This is a genomic window from Microbacterium sp. NPDC060117, from assembly GCF_042729315.1.
Classification (GTDB): domain Bacteria; phylum Actinomycetota; class Actinomycetes; order Actinomycetales; family Microbacteriaceae; genus Microbacterium.
In genome coordinates this window covers 84,989-104,086 of the sequence record NZ_JBHWXR010000003.1, presented here as the reverse complement: position 1 = coordinate 104,086, position 19,098 = coordinate 84,989, and the positions used below count along the sequence as shown (strand labels likewise).

18 protein-coding genes are annotated in these 19,098 nt (G+C 70.5%); 12 read left to right on the top strand and 6 right to left on the bottom strand.

Annotated features, from left to right (window positions below; all coding sequences use genetic code 11):
• The first annotated feature begins 89 nt into the window (after nucleotides 1-89).
• Nucleotides 90-680, top strand: a complete 591-nt coding sequence (locus ACFWCK_RS12270; RefSeq protein ID WP_378806083.1) for a hypothetical protein — start codon at nucleotides 90-92, stop codon at nucleotides 678-680.
• 50 nt (nucleotides 681-730) lie between these two features.
• On the opposite strand, the gene ACFWCK_RS12265 is transcribed toward ACFWCK_RS12270, so the two are convergent.
• Nucleotides 731-1,975 (bottom strand): LCP family protein, encoded by a 1,245-nt coding sequence (locus tag ACFWCK_RS12265; protein ID WP_378806081.1) that lies wholly within the window; start codon nucleotides 1,973-1,975, stop codon nucleotides 731-733.
• Nucleotides 1,976-2,161: 186 nt separating this feature from the next.
• Between ACFWCK_RS12265 and ACFWCK_RS12260 the strand changes: the two genes are divergently transcribed.
• Both ACFWCK_RS12260 and ACFWCK_RS12255 read left to right on the top strand, forming a co-directional pair.
• On the top strand, nucleotides 2,162-2,536 hold the full coding sequence (locus tag ACFWCK_RS12260) for a YbjQ family protein (protein ID WP_233311189.1): 375 nt from the start codon (nucleotides 2,162-2,164) through the stop codon (nucleotides 2,534-2,536).
• Nucleotides 2,537-2,541: 5 nt separating this feature from the next.
• On the top strand, nucleotides 2,542-3,081 hold the full coding sequence (locus tag ACFWCK_RS12255; RefSeq protein WP_378806080.1) for an NUDIX hydrolase: 540 nt from the start codon (nucleotides 2,542-2,544) through the stop codon (nucleotides 3,079-3,081).
• A gap of 18 nt (nucleotides 3,082-3,099) precedes the next feature.
• Here the strand turns inward: ACFWCK_RS12255 and ACFWCK_RS12250 are convergent, their stop codons facing one another.
• From ACFWCK_RS12250 to ACFWCK_RS12240, 3 genes are read right to left on the bottom strand one after another with little or no spacing between them, the layout of a single operon-like run.
• Entirely contained in the window at nucleotides 3,100-3,339 is a 240-nt protein-coding gene (locus ACFWCK_RS12250; RefSeq protein ID WP_378806079.1) for a helix-turn-helix domain-containing protein, read from the bottom strand.
• On the bottom strand, nucleotides 3,336-3,977 hold the full coding sequence (locus ACFWCK_RS12245; protein ID WP_378806077.1) for a hypothetical protein: 642 nt from the start codon (nucleotides 3,975-3,977) through the stop codon (nucleotides 3,336-3,338). Before ACFWCK_RS12245 ends, ACFWCK_RS12250 begins: the two co-directional genes overlap by 4 nt.
• Nucleotides 3,974-4,609, bottom strand: a complete 636-nt coding sequence (locus ACFWCK_RS12240) for a hypothetical protein (RefSeq protein WP_378806076.1) — start codon at nucleotides 4,607-4,609, stop codon at nucleotides 3,974-3,976. Before ACFWCK_RS12240 ends, ACFWCK_RS12245 begins: the two co-directional genes overlap by 4 nt.
• 268 nt (nucleotides 4,610-4,877) lie before the next feature.
• Between ACFWCK_RS12240 and ACFWCK_RS12235 the strand changes: the two genes are divergently transcribed.
• Nucleotides 4,878-7,406 (top strand): ATP-dependent Clp protease ATP-binding subunit, encoded by a 2,529-nt coding sequence (locus ACFWCK_RS12235; RefSeq protein WP_378806074.1) that lies wholly within the window; start codon nucleotides 4,878-4,880, stop codon nucleotides 7,404-7,406.
• Between the two features lie 79 nt (nucleotides 7,407-7,485).
• Here the strand turns inward: ACFWCK_RS12235 and ACFWCK_RS12230 are convergent, their stop codons facing one another.
• The gene (locus ACFWCK_RS12230) at nucleotides 7,486-7,743 is read right to left on the bottom strand and encodes a hypothetical protein (RefSeq protein ID WP_378806073.1); all 258 of its coding nucleotides are present in this window, start codon (nucleotides 7,741-7,743) and stop codon (nucleotides 7,486-7,488) included.
• A gap of 374 nt (nucleotides 7,744-8,117) precedes the next feature.
• On the opposite strand from ACFWCK_RS12230, the gene ACFWCK_RS12225 reads away from it, so the two are divergent.
• The 8 genes from ACFWCK_RS12225 (at nucleotide 8,118) to ACFWCK_RS12190 (ending at nucleotide 17,495) form a co-directional block, all read left to right on the top strand.
• On the top strand, nucleotides 8,118-9,566 hold the full coding sequence (locus ACFWCK_RS12225; RefSeq protein ID WP_378806072.1) for an aldehyde dehydrogenase family protein: 1,449 nt from the start codon (nucleotides 8,118-8,120) through the stop codon (nucleotides 9,564-9,566).
• 189 nt (nucleotides 9,567-9,755) lie between these two features.
• Complete coding sequence (locus ACFWCK_RS12220; RefSeq protein ID WP_378806071.1) at nucleotides 9,756-11,636, top strand: FAD-dependent oxidoreductase; 1,881 nt, start codon at nucleotides 9,756-9,758, stop codon at nucleotides 11,634-11,636.
• A gap of 181 nt (nucleotides 11,637-11,817) precedes the next feature.
• Complete coding sequence (locus ACFWCK_RS12215; RefSeq protein WP_378806070.1) at nucleotides 11,818-12,819, top strand: amidohydrolase family protein; 1,002 nt, start codon at nucleotides 11,818-11,820, stop codon at nucleotides 12,817-12,819.
• A 33-nt stretch (nucleotides 12,820-12,852) separates the two neighbouring features.
• Nucleotides 12,853-13,875 (top strand): hypothetical protein, encoded by a 1,023-nt coding sequence (locus tag ACFWCK_RS12210; RefSeq protein WP_378806068.1) that lies wholly within the window; start codon nucleotides 12,853-12,855, stop codon nucleotides 13,873-13,875.
• Nucleotides 13,872-14,543, top strand: coding sequence for an RraA family protein (locus ACFWCK_RS12205; protein WP_378806067.1), 672 nt, complete (start codon nucleotides 13,872-13,874; stop codon nucleotides 14,541-14,543). The genes ACFWCK_RS12210 and ACFWCK_RS12205 overlap by 4 nt, the downstream gene beginning before the upstream one ends.
• Nucleotides 14,540-15,193: an RraA family protein gene (locus ACFWCK_RS12200; RefSeq protein ID WP_233311177.1), complete on the top strand. Its 654-nt coding sequence runs from the start codon at nucleotides 14,540-14,542 to the stop codon at nucleotides 15,191-15,193. Before ACFWCK_RS12205 ends, ACFWCK_RS12200 begins: the two co-directional genes overlap by 4 nt.
• A complete protein-coding gene (locus ACFWCK_RS12195; RefSeq protein ID WP_378806066.1) occupies nucleotides 15,190-15,852 on the top strand; it encodes a 4-carboxy-4-hydroxy-2-oxoadipate aldolase/oxaloacetate decarboxylase in 663 nt (220 codons plus the stop codon). The genes ACFWCK_RS12200 and ACFWCK_RS12195 overlap by 4 nt, the downstream gene beginning before the upstream one ends.
• Nucleotides 15,849-17,495, top strand: coding sequence for an FAD-dependent monooxygenase (locus ACFWCK_RS12190; protein WP_378806065.1), 1,647 nt, complete (start codon nucleotides 15,849-15,851; stop codon nucleotides 17,493-17,495). Before ACFWCK_RS12195 ends, ACFWCK_RS12190 begins: the two co-directional genes overlap by 4 nt.
• A gap of 143 nt (nucleotides 17,496-17,638) precedes the next feature.
• On the opposite strand, the gene ACFWCK_RS12185 is transcribed toward ACFWCK_RS12190, so the two are convergent.
• Nucleotides 17,639-19,021 carry an aldehyde dehydrogenase family protein gene (locus ACFWCK_RS12185; protein WP_378806064.1) on the bottom strand — a complete coding sequence of 461 codons (1,383 nt, stop codon included), beginning with the start codon at nucleotides 19,019-19,021 and terminating at the stop codon, nucleotides 17,639-17,641.
• Nucleotides 19,022-19,098: the final 77 nt, after the last annotated feature.

The following is a 19,098-nucleotide window of genomic DNA, read 5'->3' as shown; positions in this document are numbered from 1 at the left end:
CAACTCGATTCCGGCACCACCGCACCAATAGGATGCTGCGAGCGCCGGAACCCGACGGCCGCAGCCCGCCGTCGAAGCGAAGGACTCCGATGACTGACTACCCTGCACGCGATGACCGCAGCACTCTTTCACGACGCACGGTGCTCCGCGCCGCCGCATGGAGCACGCCCGTCGTCGCCGCCGCGGTCGCGGTGCCGCTCAGCGCGGCGAGCGTCGGCGCCATCGACGCGAGCGGCGTCTCGCTCACCTTCACCGGGCCCCAGTGGAGCTCGGAGTTCCGCCTGAGCGGCGTGCTCCAGCTTCCGCAGGCGGCGCCCACGGCGACGACCGTGTCGGCGACGATCACCTGGCAGGGCACCGGATCCAACTCCGCGGCCCAGGGGCTCTACCTCTACAAGGGGAACATCCCCGGCGGTGATGCCGGCATCGTCGGCTGGACGACCACGACCGGCGCACCCGACGATCAGCTCCACAGCACCTTCGTCTTCGAGACCGTCGTCGTCGCAGGCAGCTCGCAGACGCCCGTGGTCTCCAGTTATGACGGCTCCACCGCGAACGGTTTCATGTACGGCGCGGAGACCCCGAACAACGGCACCGCCTTCTGGGACGGCGTGATCACGGTCCGGTTCTCGGCATCCGGCCTCGCCGACGCGGTGCTGACCGTGCCTTACGTCCAATAGGCGGGCAGCGGGTTCAGCGCCCCCGGCGGTTCAGCCGTCGTGCGGCGCGCTCAGTTCACGCAGGGTACGTTCCCCGACTGCAGTGGGGACGACGAGTCCGTGTAGACCGGGTTCGGCGTCGCCGGAGTGGAGGACCCGGACGACCCGGATCCGGACGTCGATCCCGAAGGCGACGACGGCGCCGGGGACGCGGTAGGCGCAGCGGTCGGCGGGGTCAGCAGGTCGTGCACCTGTGCGCGGATCGCGTCCACATCGACGACGTTCACGCTCTGCCCGTCGATGGTGTCGAAGTGGTCGATCGGCAGCGTCACGAAGGAGATGTTGCCGCCGGCCAGGCTCTGCGCCTGCTGCGCGAACGACAGCAGATCCAGCTGGTCGTCGAGCGCGATGTCCTTCTTCGCCACGTCGATGAGCTTCTGCAGCTTGCCGAAGTCGGTGAACGTCGACGCCTGCTTGAGCTTCACCGCCAGCGACACCATGAACGCCTGCTGGCGTCGGGTGCGATCCAGATCCGTCATGTCGAAGTCGCTCGAGGTGGTGTCACGGCGCTGCCGCACGAACGCCATCGACTGCGCGGCGTTCAGCTCCTGCACCCCGGCGGGGAAGTCGGCGCCCGAGAACGTATCGGCGGTCGCATGGTTCAGGCACACCGTGATGGGCTGCACGGCCTCGGCCACCTCGTAGAAGGCGGCCATCGTCACCTCGACGAAGTGATCGATCCGCACGTCGCCGAGGAACGCCGACACCGTCTTGATCGTGCTCTGCCGCGCCGCCGTGCGGGACTGCTGATACGCGTCGGCCTCTGCGACGCCCTTGTCCGTCAGCTTCTGCATCGAGGCGTTCATGGCATCGCCGTACGCCTCCTTGATCTTGCCCTTGTCCACGCCACCGGGGGAGTCGGGGAAGTCCACGTAGTCGTCGCGCGGGATCGAGATCCCCACCGCCTTCCCGCCGTTCGCGGGGATGTGGATCAGCATCAGCACGTTCGTGTTGTAGCCGCCGACCGAGGCATCCTCCGCGTGGATCTGGTCGTAGATCGCCTGCGGGAACGGCTTGCCGTTCTCATCCACCCGGCTGTCCAGACCCATGATCAGGATGTTCGTCTCGCCGGTGTTCTGCTTCGGCCCCGTCACGCCGGCGATCGACGAACGATGGATCCCGTTGTTCGCGTCGGCGTAGGTGATGACCACGAACGCGGCCGCGGCGATCAGCGCGAGCACGATCACAGCGATGATCCCCACGACCCACCGGCGTCGTCGATACATGCGGCGCCGGGCGGCGTGTTGGGGGCTCATCGTCATCGTCCGGATCCGTTCCTGTCGGGGGCAGTTGTGGTGCGGGTCTGCGGTCTGGCGGGACTTCGATCTTCCGACGGGCACCTGTGCAGACTCCGGGAGCGCCTGTGCGCGCTCTGGGAAAGGTGGGGACGGGAGGCAGGAAGACAGGTGCGCCGGATCCGGTCGCCGTGCGACGATGAGCGCATGTTCATGGTGACGACGAACGACGTTCCCGGCTATCGCGTGACCCAGGTGCTCGGCGAGGTCATGGGCCTCACCGTGCGCTCCACGAACTTCGGACAGGGCTTCACCGCGGGCTTCCGCGCCCTCGGCGGCGGAGAGATCCCCGAGTTCACGAAGCTCATGTACGAGAGCCGCTACGAGGTGATGAACCGCATGTGGGGCGAAGCGGTGCAGCGCGGCGCCAACGCGGTGATCGCCATGCGCTTCGACTCCGGCTCGCTCGGCAGCTTCAGCGAGATGTGCGCCTACGGCACCGCCGTGGTGATCGAGCCGATCGATGGCGCCGTGCCCGCGCCGGCCCAGCCTGCCGCGCCGCCGGCCCCGCCCGTGGCCTGATCTGCGTGGCGCACCCGTGGGGTGAGGGAGAGCCCGGCGATCGCGAGGACCGCGCTGCCGCGGCGACCGATGAACATGTCCTGCGCGAGCAGGGCGAGCCGTCGTGGCTGCCCGCCGGCAGTCGTGTCCAATGGGTCGTCGCAGCCGCGCCGCCGTCGCCGATGGGGCTGGTGCGGCTGCTGATCCGCGAGGGGGACCGGGTCTTCTGCGTTCCCCGTGAGCGCGGGGGCAGACTCGACCTCCCCACCCGCGCGGTGGGCGATCGGGATCCCGGCGGGTGGAAAGCGATCGGCGCTCTCAGCCGAGACATCACCGGATCCGTCGAGCCACCGCGTTTCGTCGGCGCCGTGCGCAACATCGTTCCCGACCCCGCCGGAGATCCACTCGGGGGCTACGAGTGGCCGGCACCGGTCGCACATTTCGGGGTATGGCAGACGGAGTTCAGGCCGCGGATCGACGGACGTTGGTTGGACCTCCGCGCGGAGGCGTCACCGTTGCGGGAACGGCACTGGCATCCGCTGATCGCCCTCGACCCGGTCGGTTAGAGCCGTCTGCATCGTTGGTCAGTCTCGCGGAGCCAGGACCAGCAGCTCGCCGACCTCGCATTGCAGCGCCTCGCACACCGCGCGCAGCGTCGAGTAGCGGATCGCCCTGGCCCGGTCGTTCTTGAGCACCGACAGATTCACGATGCTCACCCCGACGATCTCGCTCAACTGGGTGAGCGTCATCCCTCGCGCGGCGAGCAGTTCGTCGAGGCGGCAATGGATCCCGGTGTCGTCTTCGTCGGAGGCCGCGGGGGTCACACCAGGCCCTCCGTGTCCTGCTGCATGCGCGCGCCGAGCTGGAACGCCGTAGCGATCAAGGCGAGCGCGAAGCCCCAGCCGAGAGGCGCGAGATCCAACTCGAGCAGGAACGGCCACAGAACGTGCGTGACCGACGGATCCCCGACGCTCAGGTGATCGACGACTGCGGCGCGCCCGATCGCGCCGGCGAGCTGGCCGAGCATGCCGCCGGCCATCACGAGGCACGCGGCGATCCCGATCGCGGTCGACATGGAGCGCCGGAACGGCCGAGACCGGATCAGCGAGACGCCGAGCCACCAGGCCACGGCGCAGACGCCGATCGTCGCAAGCGCGGGCAGTGCGCCCTCGAGCACGAGCAGCAGGCGCGCGAAGAACGGGATCCCCTCGACCGTGACGTGCGCACTCGCGTAGTCCGACTGCAGCACGGCAGGCGCCTGTGCCAGCGCTTTCACGGTCCCGCCGTCGTGCATCGGGAGCAGGATCGTCGGCGCGGGCCCGAACAGGGCGACGGCGCGCAGCACGATCGCGACGAGGGCGGCGATCGCAACGCTCACCGCGCCGGTGGCGATGAGCCCGAGCACGAACCCCTCGCCGAGACGGGATCGTGACGCTGCGGTAGCACTGCCCTTCGTGTTCATACCAGTCCCTCCGTATCCTTCTGCAGGCGTGCGCCTCGCCGGAACGCGATCGTGACGAGGCCCAGTGCGACGCCGGCGCTGAAAAGCGGAAGCCACGACCAGTACCGGTCTGAATCGACCGAGCCGTCGTTCTCGATGGAGAGGGCCGCAAGCACTCCATTGCGCCCGAACGTGTCCAGCATGAAGATCAGCGCGGGGGCGAGGGCGAGGGCCCAGCTGATCACCGCCAGGGCGCGCACCGTTCCCCGCGCGAAGAAGCGGCCGCGCAGGAACGACCATGCGATCCACAGCGCTCCACCCACGATGGTCAGTGCGGCCGCGGCGAAGACGGCGTGCGAAAGTGCGATCGCGATGATGCTGACGACATTCACGTTCGGCGCGATGACGAGGGCCTCGGTCGCGTAGCCGTGCAGGGACCCGACCCCTGATCCCACGGTCGCCTCGATCGGCTGCTGATCAATCGGCAGGATCCAGCCGATGCCGTCTGAGCGGAAGGTCTGCAGCGCCCGCAGCGACACGAGGCCGACGATGACGACGCTGGCCAGCAGACCGACGATCAGCACGGTGATCGCGTCGGCGCGTTCGGATCGGGTCGTCAGCGCCTGCGAGGGCGCCGGTCTGAGATCGTTCATCGGCAACTCCTTATCGAGGAACGTTGTTATCGATGTTCGTTAACATAACGACAGTCGATAAGTGCGTCAAGGGATGAGCGGATCAGAGACCGTCGGCGGCCCCAGGATCGGATCTGGATCCGCTCGCGTCACAGTCCGTCGCGCGGGTCAGCCGACGGCGAACAACGGCATACGGCCCTCGCCCGGTCGTTACTCTCGATGTATCCGGCACGAACTGTGCCATCGCCCTCACCGGGCAGCCCCCACCGGGCAACGAACAAGGAGTGACATGTTCGAGAGATTCACCGACCGAGCCCGTCGTGTCGTCGTCCTCGCCCAGGAAGAGGCGAAGATGCTCAACCACAACTACATCGGCACCGAGCACATCCTCCTCGGCCTCATCCACGAGGGCGAGGGAGCCGCCGCCAAGGCGCTGGAGTCGCTCGGCATCTCCCTCGAGTCCGTGCGCGAGCAGGTGCAGGACATCATCGGCCAGGGGCAGCAGCAGCCGACCGGCCACATCCCCTTCACGCCGCGCGCGAAGAAGGTGCTCGAGCTGAGCCTGCGCGAGGCGCTGCAGCTCGGCCACAACTACATCGGTACCGAGCACATCCTGCTCGGCCTCATCCGCGAGGGCGAGGGCGTCGCCGCCCAGGTGCTCGTCAAGCTCGGCGCCGACCTGAACAAGGTGCGCCAGCAGGTCATCCAGATGCTCTCCGGATCCCCGGGGCGCGAGCCGGCCGCCGTCTCCGGCGCCGCGCACGACAGCAGCCAGCAGCAGGCCCAGGGCGGATCGCAGGTGCTCGACCAGTTCGGGCGCAACCTCACCCAGGCCGCGCGCGACAACAAGCTCGACCCGGTGATCGGGCGCGAGAAGGAGATCGAGCGGGTCATGCAGATCCTCTCCCGCCGCTCCAAGAACAACCCGGTGCTGATCGGTGAGCCCGGCGTCGGCAAGACCGCCGTCGTCGAGGGCCTCGCCCAGGCGATCGTGAAGGGCGACGTCCCGGAGACGCTGAAGGACAAGCAGCTCTACTCGCTCGACCTCGGATCCCTCATCGCCGGATCCCGCTACCGCGGAGACTTCGAGGAGCGCCTGAAGAAGGTCACGAAGGAGATCCGCACGCGCGGCGACATCATCGTCTTCATCGACGAGATCCACACCCTGGTCGGTGCGGGTGCCGCCGAGGGTGCGATCGACGCCGCGTCGATCCTCAAGCCGCTGCTCGCCCGCGGCGAGCTGCAGACCATCGGTGCGACCACGCTCGACGAGTACCGCAAGCACTTCGAGAAGGATGCGGCCCTCGAGCGCCGGTTCCAGCCGATCCAGGTGCAGGAGCCGAACCTCCCGCACACGATCAACATCCTGAAGGGTCTGCGCGACCGCTACGAGGCGCACCACAAGGTGCAGATCACCGACGGCGCCCTTGTGGCCGCGGCGAACCTCGCGGACCGCTACGTCGCCGACCGATTCCTGCCGGACAAGGCCATCGACCTGATCGACGAGGCCGGCGCCCGCCTGCGCCTGTCGATCCTGTCCTCCCCGCCGGAGCTGCGCGAGTTCGACGACAAGATCGCCAAGATCCGCGAGGAGAAGGAGCTGGCCTCCGAGGAGCAGGACTTCGAGAAGGCGGCCTCGCTGCGCGACCAGGAGAAGGAGCTGCTCGCCGAGCGGCTGCGCCTGGAGAAGCAGTGGCGCGCCGGCGACGTCGCGACCAACGCGGTCGTCGACGAGGGCCTGATCGCCGAGGTGCTGGCCCAGGCCACGGGCATCCCGGTGTTCAAGCTCACCGAGGAGGAGTCCAGCCGCCTCGTCTTCATGGAGAAGGCGCTGCACCAGCGCGTCATCGGCCAGGAGGAGGCGATCGCCGCCCTGTCCAAGACGATCCGTCGTCAGCGTGCGGGCCTGAAGGACCCGAAGCGCCCCTCCGGCTCGTTCATCTTCGCCGGCCCCACGGGCGTCGGAAAGACCGAGCTCGCCAAGGCGCTCGCCGAATTCCTGTTCGACGATGAGGGCGCCCTGATCTCGCTCGACATGAGCGAGTTCGGCGAGAAGCACACCGTCTCGCGGCTGTTCGGAGCCCCTCCCGGGTTCGTCGGCTTCGAGGAGGGCGGCCAGCTCACCGAGAAGGTGCGCCGCAAGCCGTTCTCCGTGGTGCTCTTCGACGAGATCGAGAAGGCCCACCCGGACATCTTCAACTCGCTGCTGCAGATCCTCGAGGAGGGCCGCCTCACCGACGGCCAGGGACGCGTCATCGACTTCAAGAACACCGTGATCATCATGACCACGAACCTCGGTTCGTCGGCGATCGCCGGTGGTCCGGTCGGCTTCCAGATCGAGGGCAACTCGCAGACGACCTACGAGCGGATGAAGGGCAAGGTTGACGAGGAGCTCAAGCGCAACTTCAAGCCCGAGTTCCTGAACCGTCTCGACGACGTCATCGTGTTCCCGCAGCTGAACAAGGACGAGCTGCGTCAGATCGTCGGCCTGTTCACGAAGCGCCTCAGCGACCGCCTGCTCGACCGTGACATGACGGTGGAGCTGACGGATGCGGCCAAGGACCAGCTCATCGAGATCGGGTTCGATCCGACGCTCGGGGCCCGCCCACTGCGTCGTGCGATGCAGCGCGAGGTCGAGGACCAGCTGTCGGAGAAGATCCTGCACGGCGAGCTCAACCCCGGCGACCACGTGCACGTGGACGCGAAGGACGGGAAGTTCGTCTTCACGACGGGCCCGCGCGGCGAGAAGGTCTCCGTCGGTGTGAACACCGCCGGCACGATCCCGACCACGCCGGACATCGCGGCCGGCGCGGCCTGATCGGATCCGGTTCCCCACATGCGAAAGGGGGACGAGCACTTCGGTGCTCGTCCCCCTTTCGCGTGTTTCAGAGGTCGGTTCAGCGGCTCCGGGCGGTGGATGGACGGTGACGGCTCCGTGCGGAACGACGTCGGCGCTGCTGCCCCGCAGATGCGGACGCACCGAAGGACTCCAGGGCGCTGCGCGCGGCGGAGAGGGACGAATAACTGCCGAGGCGGCGGCTGTGCCGGTCGTGGAGGACGTGCGACGCACCGTCGACGGCCACGAAGCCGGCATACTCGCCGTCTCGGGTCGCCACGTACACGTCGTGGTCCGCCTGTTTCCAGGTGATGTTCATGGTGATGCTTCTTCGTGCTGTCCGGCGGCGCGCGGCCGCCGGGAAAAGTCGGATCCTGTCCGGACGCGCGAAAACGCATCGGTGCGATTCGCGGATGTCACTCCGGACGGGTGGCCCGAGGTTCATCTCGAGGATTGATCTCAGGACCGGATGGCGCGGCGCCGAAGAGACGTCGGCGGGCCAGGCGCGCAATCCAACAGACTAGCAGATCCCGTGGCTTCGCGCACGCCGCCGGGCTCGCGCATCGACCTGGCGCCTCACGACACGGTGTCTGAGCCGAGGGCTCCTCCTTGCGCCGCTGCGACGGGGAGAGCGGGCGCGCAGGTCGAATAGCATCGCCCTGGCAGCACTCGACGAGGAGGACGGAGACGGCGATGGCGCGGTGGCACATCGAGGACATCGACGGGCTCATCTTCTCGGACGGATGGGTTCCCGGGGCCGGCGGCGTGCAGTCGATCGCGTCGCCCGGAGACGGCGGCCTCGTGGCGAAGACCGGGCTCGCGGACGAGTCGGACGTCGCACGCGCGGGCGAGAGCGCGCTCGCCGCCCAGGCCGCCTGGGGTCGTACGTCCTACCGCACCAGAGCCGAGGTGCTCATGGGGGCGGCCGCCGCGCTGCGCGAGATCCGCGCGGACGTCGAGCAGGTCCTGATCCGGGAGAGCGGCTCGCTCCCGGGCAAGGCGCGGCATGAGGTCGACAAAGCCATCGACGAGCTCGTCGCGGCCGCCGGGCTCGTGACGATGTCGCAGGGCGACCTGCTGCCGGTCGAGGACCCCGGGACGATCGGGATGGCGCGGCGGATCCCGGTCGGGGTCGTCGGCGTCATCTCGCCCTGGAACGCCCCGCTCATGCTCGCCATCCGCTCGGTCGCGCCGGCGATCGCGCTCGGCAACGCCGTGCTGCTCAAGCCCGACGTCAAGACGGCGTTCTCCGGAGGCGCGGCGATCGCCGAGGTTTTCCGCCGAGCCGGACTTCCGGACGGCGTGCTGCACGTGCTCCCCGGCGGGCCCGAGACGGGGGAGGCCGTGGTGCGCTCCCCGCACACGAACGTGATCTCCTTCACCGGCTCCTCCGCCGCGGGCCGCAGGGTCGGCGAGGTCGCCGGGGGTCTGCTCAAGCGTGTGGTGCTCGAGCTCGGCGGCAACAACGCGTTCCTCGTGATGGCCGACGCGGATCTGGACCAGGCGGTCGCCGCCGGCGTCGCCGGCTCCTTCCGTCATCAGGGACAGATCTGCATGGCGACCGGACGCCACCTCGTGCATGAGAGCATCGCCGACGAGTACGTGGAGCGCCTGCGGGCGGCCGCGGCGGCACTGGTGTCCGGCGATCCGCTCGCACCCGGTACGACGCTCGGCCCCCTCATCACCGCCGCGCAGACCGAGCGGGTGCACGGGATCGTCCAGGCGGCGATCGCCGACGGCGCCCGTGTCGTCCACGGCGGCGCCCACGACGGCCTGTTCTACGCACCGACGGTGCTGGACGGGGTGGACCGGGACAATGCGGCCTTCCGGTCGGAGATCTTCGGCCCCGTCGCGCCCGTCACCCGATTCCGGACGGAGGAGGAGGCCCTCGCGCTGGCCAATGCGAGCGACTACGGCCTCACGGCGGCGATCCACTCGCGCGACGTCGCCCGCGCGCTCGGCTTCGCGGCGCGGCTGCGGGCCGGCATGGTGGCCGTCAACGGGCAGACGATCTACGACGCCGCGCACATCCCGATGGGCGGGATCGGCGCATCCGGCAACGGCGGCCGACACGGCGGTCACTGGAACCTGGACGAGTTCACCTACTGGCAGTGGGTGACCGTCCCTACGATCTCGGGCTGAGAACCGGCCCGCGGGCGGAAGAGGGCGTGCTGCTCCGAGGGGGACGGCACGTCCTCCTTCGTCGTGTCCGGGGGCGATGACGGGTTGCGACATCGTGTCGGAATCGGCGGCCGACTTTCGCGTTCTCGGCACGTATCGTCGCGTTCCAACCCCTCCCTAGCCTGGGATTCCGCATTCGAGGAGGAATCCGTGACCGCATCCGTGAAGAGCCCCCGCGCCCCCCTGCCGCCGCTCGGCGAGAACGAGTGGCCCGAGGCCGTCGAGGTCGTCATCATGGGCGGCGGGCCGGTCGGCCTGAGCTGTGCGATCCTGCTCGCCCAGCGCGGCGTCGACGTGCTGCTCGTCGAGCGGCGCGACTTCGTGTTCCGCTTCCCCCGCGCGCACCTGCTCAACCCGCGCACCATGGAGGCTTTCCACGACATGGGCGTCGCCGACGACATCTACGCCGCAACGCCCACACACGACCGCTGGCGCAAGGCGGTCTGGTACACGACCGCGACGGGACCCGGGCGCTTCGACGGACTCAAGATCGGCGAGGTCCCGGCATGGGGCGGCGGACCCGACGCCGAGCGCTATCGGGCCTCGAGCCCGCGGGCGTTCGCGAACATGCCGCAGCTGCGGCTGGATCCCCTCATCCACCGGCACGCGGTCGCCGCAGCACCCGGCCGGATCCGAGCGAAGCAGGAGGTCGTCGGCATCCGGCAGGACGCGGAGTCCGCGACCGTCGAGATCCGCGACGTGGTCTCGGACGAGGTCCGCGAGGTGCGCGCCCGCTACGTGATCGGCGCCGACGGCGGACGCGACAGTGCGGCTCTGCTCGGCGTCGAGCTGGAAGGGCCACGGGACATGCGCGAGGTCGTGAATTACCACGTCAGCCTCGACCTCTCCGCCTGGTCGGAGCCGGATGCGCTGCTCGGTCATTTCCTGCACCCGGCGGGCGGCGCGCGCCGGCGCGGCACGATCCAGGCGCTCGGCCCCACGCACTACGACCGCGACTCCGAGGAGTGGCTGGTCTCGGTCGCCGGCTGGATGGTCGAGGGAGATCCGAGCGACGAGCAGGTGCTCTTCGACTCCATCCGGCGCATGCTCGGCCTCGCCGAGGACCACGCCATCACGATGCACTCGATGACCCGGTGGACGTACAACGGACTAGTCGCGAAGCGGTTCCGCACCGGTCGCGTGTTCCTCGCGGGCGACGCGGCGCACAAGCACCCGCCGACGGGCGGCCTGGGCCTGAATAGCGGGATCCAGGACGCGCAGAACCTGTGCTGGAAGCTCGCCGCGGTGCTGGACGGCCAGGCCCCCGATGCGCTGCTGGACAGCTATCAGGCCGAGCGGCGGCCGATCGTGGCGTGGTACACCGCGCACTCGCTCGAGAACGCGAACCGGCACCCCCCGATCGCCGCAGCACTCGGTTTCAGCGAGGACGAGGCGGAGGGATTCCGCAACCTCGAGGTGTTCGTGAGCGAGACCCCCGAGGGGGAGGCGATGCGCGCCCGCGTCGAAGCCGAGGTCGCGCACAACGCGCACGACTACAGCCAGCTAGGCGTCGAGGCCGGGTTCCACTACGAGGCGGGCGCTCTGGTGCCGGACGGCACTCCGGTGCCGGGCGACCCCGCCGACCCCACCGACTTCCAGGCGACGTCGCGTCCGGGCCATCACCTGCCCCACGTCTGGCTGGCGAGCCGCACCGCGGCGGGCGGCGCCGCGGTGTCCTCGAACGACCTCGTCGAGCGTGTGGGGCTGACCCTGCTCACCTCGGAATCCGCCGCGGGCCGGTGGCAGGAGGCGATCGACCTCATCGGCGGCGCCCTGCCGGTCACCGTCGTCGCGATCGACGACGCCGACGGCGCGTGGAACGGTGCGCGGGAGATCGGCGAGGACGGCGCGCTGCTCGTGCGCCCCGACCGCAAGGTCGCGTGGCGGTCGGCAGGCATGCCGGAGGATCCGTCGATGGTGCTCGACGACGCGCTCGCGGTGATCCTGCGCGGCGGCGACGTCCCCGTCGAGGACCCGGCCGAGCCGTTCCTGAAGCGCATCCGCGCCGCCGCGAGCGTCCTCGTGCAGTGACCTCCGAGCCGCGGCGCCCGAACCGCGGCGCCCGGGGCGGACCCGATTCGGACACCGTGTCGGATCCGTCCCGGGGAGTTTCCCGCAGCCGGCCGATCCGCCCCGATCCGGCCTCTCATAGCGTCGAGACAGCGACGAAGCCCCGGCCCTCCGGACCGCAGAAGACTCAGAAGGAGCCCCCGTGATCATCGATGTCCACGGCCACATGTCCGCCCCGGACGCGTACTACGCGTGGAAGGCCTCGCTGCTCGCGGCGCGGGGCTCGCACGGCGGCAAGCCCCCGGTCATCAGCGACGACGCCCTCATCGCCTCGTACAACGCACCGCATCCGAGCTTCGGGAACATCTCGCACCTCGACCACATCGACGGTGCGGGGATCGATCTGCAGCTGCTCTCCCCGCGGCCGTTCCACGCGATGCACTCCGAGCGTCCGACGAAGATCGTCGAGTGGTTCACGGCCGAGACCAACAACCTCATCCACCGCGCGACCGAGCTCTTCCCCGGCCGCTTCCGGGGCGTCGCCGGGATCCCGCAGAGCCCCTACCTGAGCGTCGAGCAATGGCTGCCCGAGCTGCGCCGCGCCGTCACCGAGCTCGGCTTCGTCGGGGCGATGGTCAACTCCGACCCCTATGAGGGCACCGAGGTGCCGCCGGCGATGGGCGAGCGCTACTGGTACCCGCTCTACGAGGCGCTCTGCGAGCTCGACGTGCCGATGCTGCTGCACTCTGCGGGGTGCAAGTTCCCCTCGCGCGAGCCGTACAGCCTGCACTTCATCCAGGAGGAGACGGTCTCGGTCTGGAGCATGATCCAGGCGAGCGTCTTCGCCGATTTCCCGGATCTGAAGGTCGTCGTCGCGCACGGCGGCGGGGCGATCCCGTACCAGATGGGCCGGTTCCTGCCCTCGGTCGTGCGCACCGGCGTCTCCTACCTCGACAAGCTGCGCAACTTCCACTTCGACTCCTGCCTCTACACCCAGGAGAGCCTCGAGCTGCTGCTCAAGGCCGTCGGGACCGACCGCGTGCTCTTCGGATCCGAGAAGCCGGGCACCGGGTCGCAGATCGACCCGGCGACCGGGCGCTGGTTCGACGACATCCACCTGCTCATCGACGACATCGAGTGGCTCGACGACGACCGTCGCGCCGACGTGCTCGAGAACAACGCGCGCGCCCTCTTCCGTCTCTGACGGCCGCGCCCGCACTCCGAGAAAGGATCCACCATGACCGAGATCGTCGCCGGATTCGGCACCTCGCACGGCCCGCAGCTCAAGGCCGCGCCGCCCGAGGCCTGGGAGACGCGCGGCGTCGCCGACCGTCGCAGCAAGGGCCTGAAGTTCCGCGGGGGCACGTACTCGTTCGAGGAGCTCAAGGCCCTCCGCGAGGACTTCTCCGCCGAGATCACCCACGACGTCATGCAGCGCCGCTGGGACAGCTGCCAGGCGTCGATGGACTCGCTCTCCCGCTTCATCGCGGATCAGGACGTGGACGTGCTCGTCATCATCTCGAGCGACCACAAGGAGACCTACGGCGACGAGTGGCTCGCACCGTTCTCGGTGTTCTGGGGCGACGAGGTCGCCCACGTGCCGTACACGCAGGCGCAGCTGGACGAGATGGCTCCCGGCCTCGCCGAGGCCGCGATGGGGGATGTGCCCGACCGCACGGTCCTGCGCCCCACGCACCGCGCGCTCGGCAAGCACATCATCCAGTCGACCCAGGCGGATGACTTCGACACCGGCGCGACGGAGATCATCCCGGCCGGACGCTACGAGAACCACACGATCCCGCACGGCTTCGGCTTCATCTACCAGCGCTTCCTCGGCCAGGAGTCGACGATCCCGATGGTGCCGATCTTCATCAACACGTTCTGGGAGCCGAATCCGCCGAGCGCCAAGCGCTGCTACGACTTCGGACGCGCCGTCGGCCGGGCGATCCAGTCGTTCCCCGGCGACCTGAGGGTCGGCGTCGTCGCATCCGGCGGCCTCAGTCACTTCGTCATCGACGAGAAGCTCGACTCCGAGTTCATCCAGGCGATGAAGGACCACGACGCCGCGTACCTCTCGTCGGTCCCCGCGGGCGAGATGATGTCGGGCGCCTCCGAGCTGCGCAACTGGATCGCGGTCGCCGGCATCGCCGATGAGGTCGGTCTCAGCGTCACGAACGTCGACTACGAGCCGTGCTACCGCACCGAGGCCGGCACGGGCAACGCGATGGGCTTCCTCACCTGGGAGCGGACCGCCCGATGACCGATCCGATCGTCGCGGCGCTGCGCGAGCTGGACAGCTGCGCGGTGTCGGACGCGCTGGACACGCTCGGCCTCCCCGGCGCCGTCACAGCCCTCGCGCCGCGCTGGCCGTCGGCCGGCGTGACCGCGGGCCGGGTGCGCACGGTCACGGCGGCGCCCAAGGCCGCGGCAGGCCCCGCGACGCACATCGCTACGCCGCTCGTCGCCGTCGCCGAGCCCGACGACGTCGTCGTGATCGACAACCACGGCCGCATCGACGTGTCGTGCTGGGGCGGTCTGCTCGCCGAGGCCGCCGTGCGCCGCGGCGTGGCCGGCGTGATCGTCGACGGCGCGTGCCGCGACGTGCAGGAGAGCGCAGCGCTCGGCCTGCCCCTGTTCGCCCGCGCCGCCGTGCCGGTGAGCGCGCGCGGCCGGATCGTGCAGCAGGCGGCGGACGAGCGGATCCAGGTCGCGGGCGTCCCGGTCGCCTCCTACGACTACGTGATCGCCGACGTCAACGGCGTCGTGTTCGTCGCCGCCGACCAGGCCGAGCGTGTGGTGGGCCTCGCCCGCCGCATCGCGGACCGGGAGGAGCGCATGGCGGAGGCCGTGCGCGCGGGTCGGGACGTGAGCGAGGTCATGCACGACTCCCAGTTCCCCACCGTCACCGCAGAGGAGCAGAAGCCATGACGGATCCCCTCATCGAGCGCTTCCGGGAGCTCGGCACCGCGACCGTCTCGGACGCGCTCGACAAGCTGCGCCGCCCCGGAAGCCTGCTCGGCCTCGCGCCGCTCGCCGACGGCCAGCGCATGGTCGGCCGCGCCTTCACCGTCCGCTACGTCAGCGCGCAGGTGCCGGCCGGCACGGTCGGCGACTTCATCGACCAGGTCGAGCCCGGGCAGGTGGTCGTGCTCGACAACGACGCCCGCGTGGACTGCACGGTGTGGGGGGACATCCTCACCGCCGTCGCGCACCACAGGGGGATCGCCGGCACCGTGATCGAGGGGGTGTGCCGCGACACGCATCGCGCCCTGTCGATCGGCTATCCCATCTACAGCCGCGGGCGCTTCATGCGCACCGGCAAGGACCGCGTCGAGGTCGCCGAGGAGCAGGGGCCGGTCACGATCGGCGGCGTCACCGTCCGTCCGGGCGACATCCTGCTCGGCGACTCCGACGGGGTCGTCGCGATCCCGCAGGACTGCGAGACCGAGGTGCTCGAGGTCGCGGACACGATCCATGCCCGCGAGGAGTCGATCCTCGCCGCAGCGCTCGGCGGCGCGTCGATCGCCGAGGCCCGCGCGCGCTACGGCTACCACGACCTGCAGCGGGCCGAGGCGTGAGCGGCGCGTACCCGGTCGACGCCGCGGAGCTGCTCCGCCTCGGGAGCGCGACGCTGTACGAGGCCTCCGGGCAGGACTGCTTCCTCGACGCGGCGTTCCGCCCCGCCTGGGACGGCGCGGAGATCGTCGGACGCGCGGTGCCGGTGGCGGCGCAGGCGGGGGACAACCTCGCCCTGCACCACGGCCTCGAGGCGGCCGGCCCTGGCGATGTGCTCGTCGTCGACGCCGGGGGAGCGCCCTTCGGCTACTGGGGCGAGGTGATGGCGGTGGCGGCGCAGGCGCGCGGCATCGCGGGCCTCGTGATCGACGGCGGCGTGCGCGACACCGCGCAGCTGCGCGAACTCGGCTTCGCGGCGTTCAGCACCTCGATCTCGATCCGCGGCACGATCAAGCACTGGCCCGGCACGATCGGGATCCCGATCACGCTGCGCGGCCGCGTCGTGAACGCGGGCGACCTGGTGGTCGCGGACCGCGACGGCGTGGCGATCCTGCCCGCCGGGGACGTCGGGCGCATCCGCGACGCGGCGCGCGCCCGTGCCGCGAAGGAGGACGCGTACATGGCGCGCCTGCGCGCGGGGGAGCTCACCCTCGACCTCTACGACTTCCGCCGCCTCGGGGATCCGATCCGTCCGGCGGCCGACCCGAATGGAGCACGATGACCGGCACGCCGGACGCCGACGTCCTCATCATCGGAGCGGGCCCGGTCGGCCTGCTCGCCGCGCTCGACCTGTCCTCCCGCGGGGTCTCGGCGATCGTGGTCGAGACGCGCGACTTCCTCGAACCGCCGAACGTGAAGTGCAACCACGTCGCGTCCCGCACCATGGAGAGCCTGCGCCGGCTCGGGATCGCGGCCGAGGTGCGCGCGGCGGGCCTGCCCGCCGACTACCCGCAGGATGTGGCGTTCCGCACCTCCCTCACGGGGCGCGAGCTGTCCCGCATCCCGATCCCGGCGAGCGGCGAGCGGTACACCGCGACGGACGGGCCCGACACGACCTGGGCGACACCCGAGCCGCCGCACCGCATCAACCAGACGTTCCTGGAGCCGATCCTCGCCCGGCACGCGGCGGAGGCGCCCGGGGTGACGCTGCTCAACCGCACCCGGTTCCATGCCTTCGCACAGGACGAGGACGGCGTCACCGCGACGATCAGCGACCTCGACGGCGCGCACGAGCGCACCCTGCGCGCCCGCTACCTCATCGGCGCGGACGGCGGCCGTTCGGCGGTGCGCAAGCAGATCGGGGCGAAGCTCAGCGGCGATCCGGTGCTGCAGCACGTGCAGTCGACGTGCATCCGCGCTCCGCAGCTGTACGGGCTCATGTCGGCCGACGAGCCCCGCGCCTGGGGCTACTACACGTTCAACCCGCGCCGGGTGGGCCACGTCTACGCGATCGACGGCACGGGGACGTTCCTCGTGCACACCTACCTCTCGCCCCAGGAGGCGGAGGATCCGGGATCCGTCGACCGCGATGCGGCGATCCGCGCGATCCTCGGCGTCGACGAGGACTTCTCCTACGAGGTCGTCTCGAAGGAGGACTGGGTCGCGCGGCGCCTGCTCGCCGACGGCTTCCGCGACGGCCGGGTCTTCATCGCCGGCGACGCCTGCCACCTCTGGGTGCCGTTCGCCGGATTCGGCATGAACGCGGGCATCGCCGACGTGCTGAACCTCACCTGGCTGCTCGGCGCGCGAATCGCGGGCTGGGCGGACGAGCGGATCCTGGATGCGTACCAGGCCGAGCGCCGCCCGATCACGGAGCAGGTCTCGCACTTCGCGATGAGCCATCAGCAGAAGCTCGCCAAGCCTGGACTGCCTGCGGTGCTCGAGGACGACGGGCCGGAGGGGGACGAGGCACGTCGAGCGTTCGGCGCCGCCGTCCACGACCTCAACGAGCCCCAGTTCGCGGCGGCGGGACTCAACTACGGCTACAGCTACGACGCCTCGCCGATCATCCGGTACGACGACGGGACGGCGCCCGAGTACACGATGGGCTCCTACACGGCCTCGACGGTCCCCGGCTGCCGCGCCCCGCACTTCCGGCTCGCCGACGGCACCTCGCTCTACGACCTGCTCTCCGCCGGCTACACGGCGGTGTGCGCACCGGGCGTCCCGGTCGCGGTGCTCGCCGCGGCCGCCGAGCTGCGCGGGATCCCGTTCGCCGCCGTCGAGGTCGCGGAAGGGCTGCCGGCCGAGTACGACCAGCCGATCACCCTCGTCCGACAGGACCAGACCGTGGTCTGGCGCGGCGCCGCGCCGACCGCTCCGGAGGCCGCCGCGCTCTGGGAGCTGCTCCGCGGGGCCGTCTGACCCGCCTGGCGGTTGCCGCGTTTCGGCTCGCTCCGGCTACGCCGGGGCCGCTCAACGACCCCGGAACTCCTCCCGGGGTCGTTGAGCGAGGACGCCGCAGGTGACCGAGACGAAAACGCGGTCCCCCGGCGGGCGCCAGCCCGTCAGCGGCGGATGACCTTCGTCGCCGCCATCGCCTTCAACCCCTCGACGCCGAACTCCAGCCCGTAGCCCGAGGCCTTGGTGCCGCCGAAGGGGATCGACGGATCCACGCCGCCGTGCTGGTTGATCCACACCGTGCCGGCGTCGAGGCGCTGGGCGACCTCGGCAGCCGCATCGGCGTCCGGACCCCATACCGAGGCGCCGAGGCCCTGCTCCGTGCCGTTCGCGCGGCGCACCGCGTCGTCGACCTCGGTGTAGCGGACGACGGGCAGCACGGGGCCGAACTGCTCCTCGTCGACGATCGCCGTGCCGTCCTCGACGTCGGCGACGATCGTGGCGCGGTAGAAGAGCGGGCCGAGATCCGCGGCCGGCTCCCCGCCCGTGACGATCCTGCCCCCGCGCTCGCGGGCGTCGTCGACGAGGCGCGAGACGATGTCGAACTGGGCGGGGTTCTGCACCGGGCCGAGCCGGTTGCTCTTGTCGTGTCCCGAGCCCATCGGCGCGGCCTCGGCGCGCTCGGCGAGCGCGGTGACCACCTCGTCGTAGACGGAGTCGTGCACGTAGAGGCGCTTGAGCGCGGCGCACACCTGCCCGGTGTTCATGAAGGCGCCCCAGAACAGGCGATCGGCGACCGCGGCGACGTCCGTGCCGGGCAGCACGATCCCGGCGTCGTTGCCGCCGAGCTCGAGCGTGAGCCGGGCGAGGTTGTGCGCCGAGCTCTCCACGATGCGCCGGCCGGTCGGGGTGGATCCGGTGAAGACGATCTTCGCGACGTCGGGGTGCGCGGCCAGCGCCGCCCCCACCTCGCGATCGCCGGAGACGGCGGTCACGACGTCGGAGGGCAGGTGGCGCCGGAAGATCTCCGCGAGCGCGAGGACGCTCAGCGGGGTGTTCTCCGATGGCTTCATGACGACCGTGTTGCCCATGCGCAGCGCCGGCGCGATGTGCCAGACCGAGATCATGACGGGGAAGTTCCACGGGCCGATCGAGGCGACGACGCCGAGCGGGACGAAATGCAGCTCGGTGCGGGAGGCGCCCTCCTCGCGCAGCACCTGCGGCTCCAGGACCGTATCGGCGGCGGCACGCAGCCAGTGCGCGGCGCCGTGCACCTCTCCGGCGCCGTCGATCTTGCCCTGCTCGGCGGTGACGATCTCGCCGAGCTCGTCGGCGTGCGCGTCGAGGTCGTCGGCCACGAGGTGCAGCAGTCGGGAGCGCTCGGCGTGGCCGAGAGCGGCCCAGCCGGGCTGGGCGGTCCGCGCGGCGTCGATCGCCCGCTCCAGATCCGCGACGGTGCGGACCGGGGCGCGTCCGACCTCCGCGCGGGTTGCGGCGTCGAGGATCGGGCGGCCGTCGGGGTCGGAGACCGAGGTCAGCAGTGCGTTCATGGCAGCTCCCTTGCGTGCGGCGGGGTTGCGGCGGTCGGAGGACGGCCGCAATAAACTCTAATCAATATAGTCAATTG

Bases quoted from the DNA above. Each gene is read 5' to 3' on its own strand.
- ACFWCK_RS12270 (WP_378806083.1), top strand. From the start codon at position 90: ATGACTGACTACCCTGCACGCGATGACCGCAGCACTCTTTCACGACGC.
- ACFWCK_RS12265 (WP_378806081.1), bottom strand. From the start codon at position 1,975: ATGAGCCCCCAACACGCCGCCCGGCGCCGCATGTATCGACGACGCCGG.
- ACFWCK_RS12260 (WP_233311189.1), top strand. From the start codon at position 2,162: ATGTTCATGGTGACGACGAACGACGTTCCCGGCTATCGCGTGACCCAG.
- ACFWCK_RS12245 (WP_378806077.1), bottom strand. From the start codon at position 3,977: ATGAACACGAAGGGCAGTGCTACCGCAGCGTCACGATCCCGTCTCGGC.
- ACFWCK_RS12240 (WP_378806076.1), bottom strand. From the start codon at position 4,609: ATGAACGATCTCAGACCGGCGCCCTCGCAGGCGCTGACGACCCGATCC.
- ACFWCK_RS12235 (WP_378806074.1), top strand. From the start codon at position 4,878: ATGTTCGAGAGATTCACCGACCGAGCCCGTCGTGTCGTCGTCCTCGCC.
- ACFWCK_RS12230 (WP_378806073.1), bottom strand. From the start codon at position 7,743: ATGAACATCACCTGGAAACAGGCGGACCACGACGTGTACGTGGCGACC.
- ACFWCK_RS12225 (WP_378806072.1), top strand. From the start codon at position 8,118: ATGGCGCGGTGGCACATCGAGGACATCGACGGGCTCATCTTCTCGGAC.
- ACFWCK_RS12210 (WP_378806068.1), top strand. From the start codon at position 12,853: ATGACCGAGATCGTCGCCGGATTCGGCACCTCGCACGGCCCGCAGCTC.
- ACFWCK_RS12205 (WP_378806067.1), top strand. From the start codon at position 13,872: ATGACCGATCCGATCGTCGCGGCGCTGCGCGAGCTGGACAGCTGCGCG.
- ACFWCK_RS12200 (WP_233311177.1), top strand. From the start codon at position 14,540: ATGACGGATCCCCTCATCGAGCGCTTCCGGGAGCTCGGCACCGCGACC.
- ACFWCK_RS12190 (WP_378806065.1), top strand. From the start codon at position 15,849: ATGACCGGCACGCCGGACGCCGACGTCCTCATCATCGGAGCGGGCCCG.
- ACFWCK_RS12185 (WP_378806064.1), bottom strand. From the start codon at position 19,021: ATGAACGCACTGCTGACCTCGGTCTCCGACCCCGACGGCCGCCCGATC.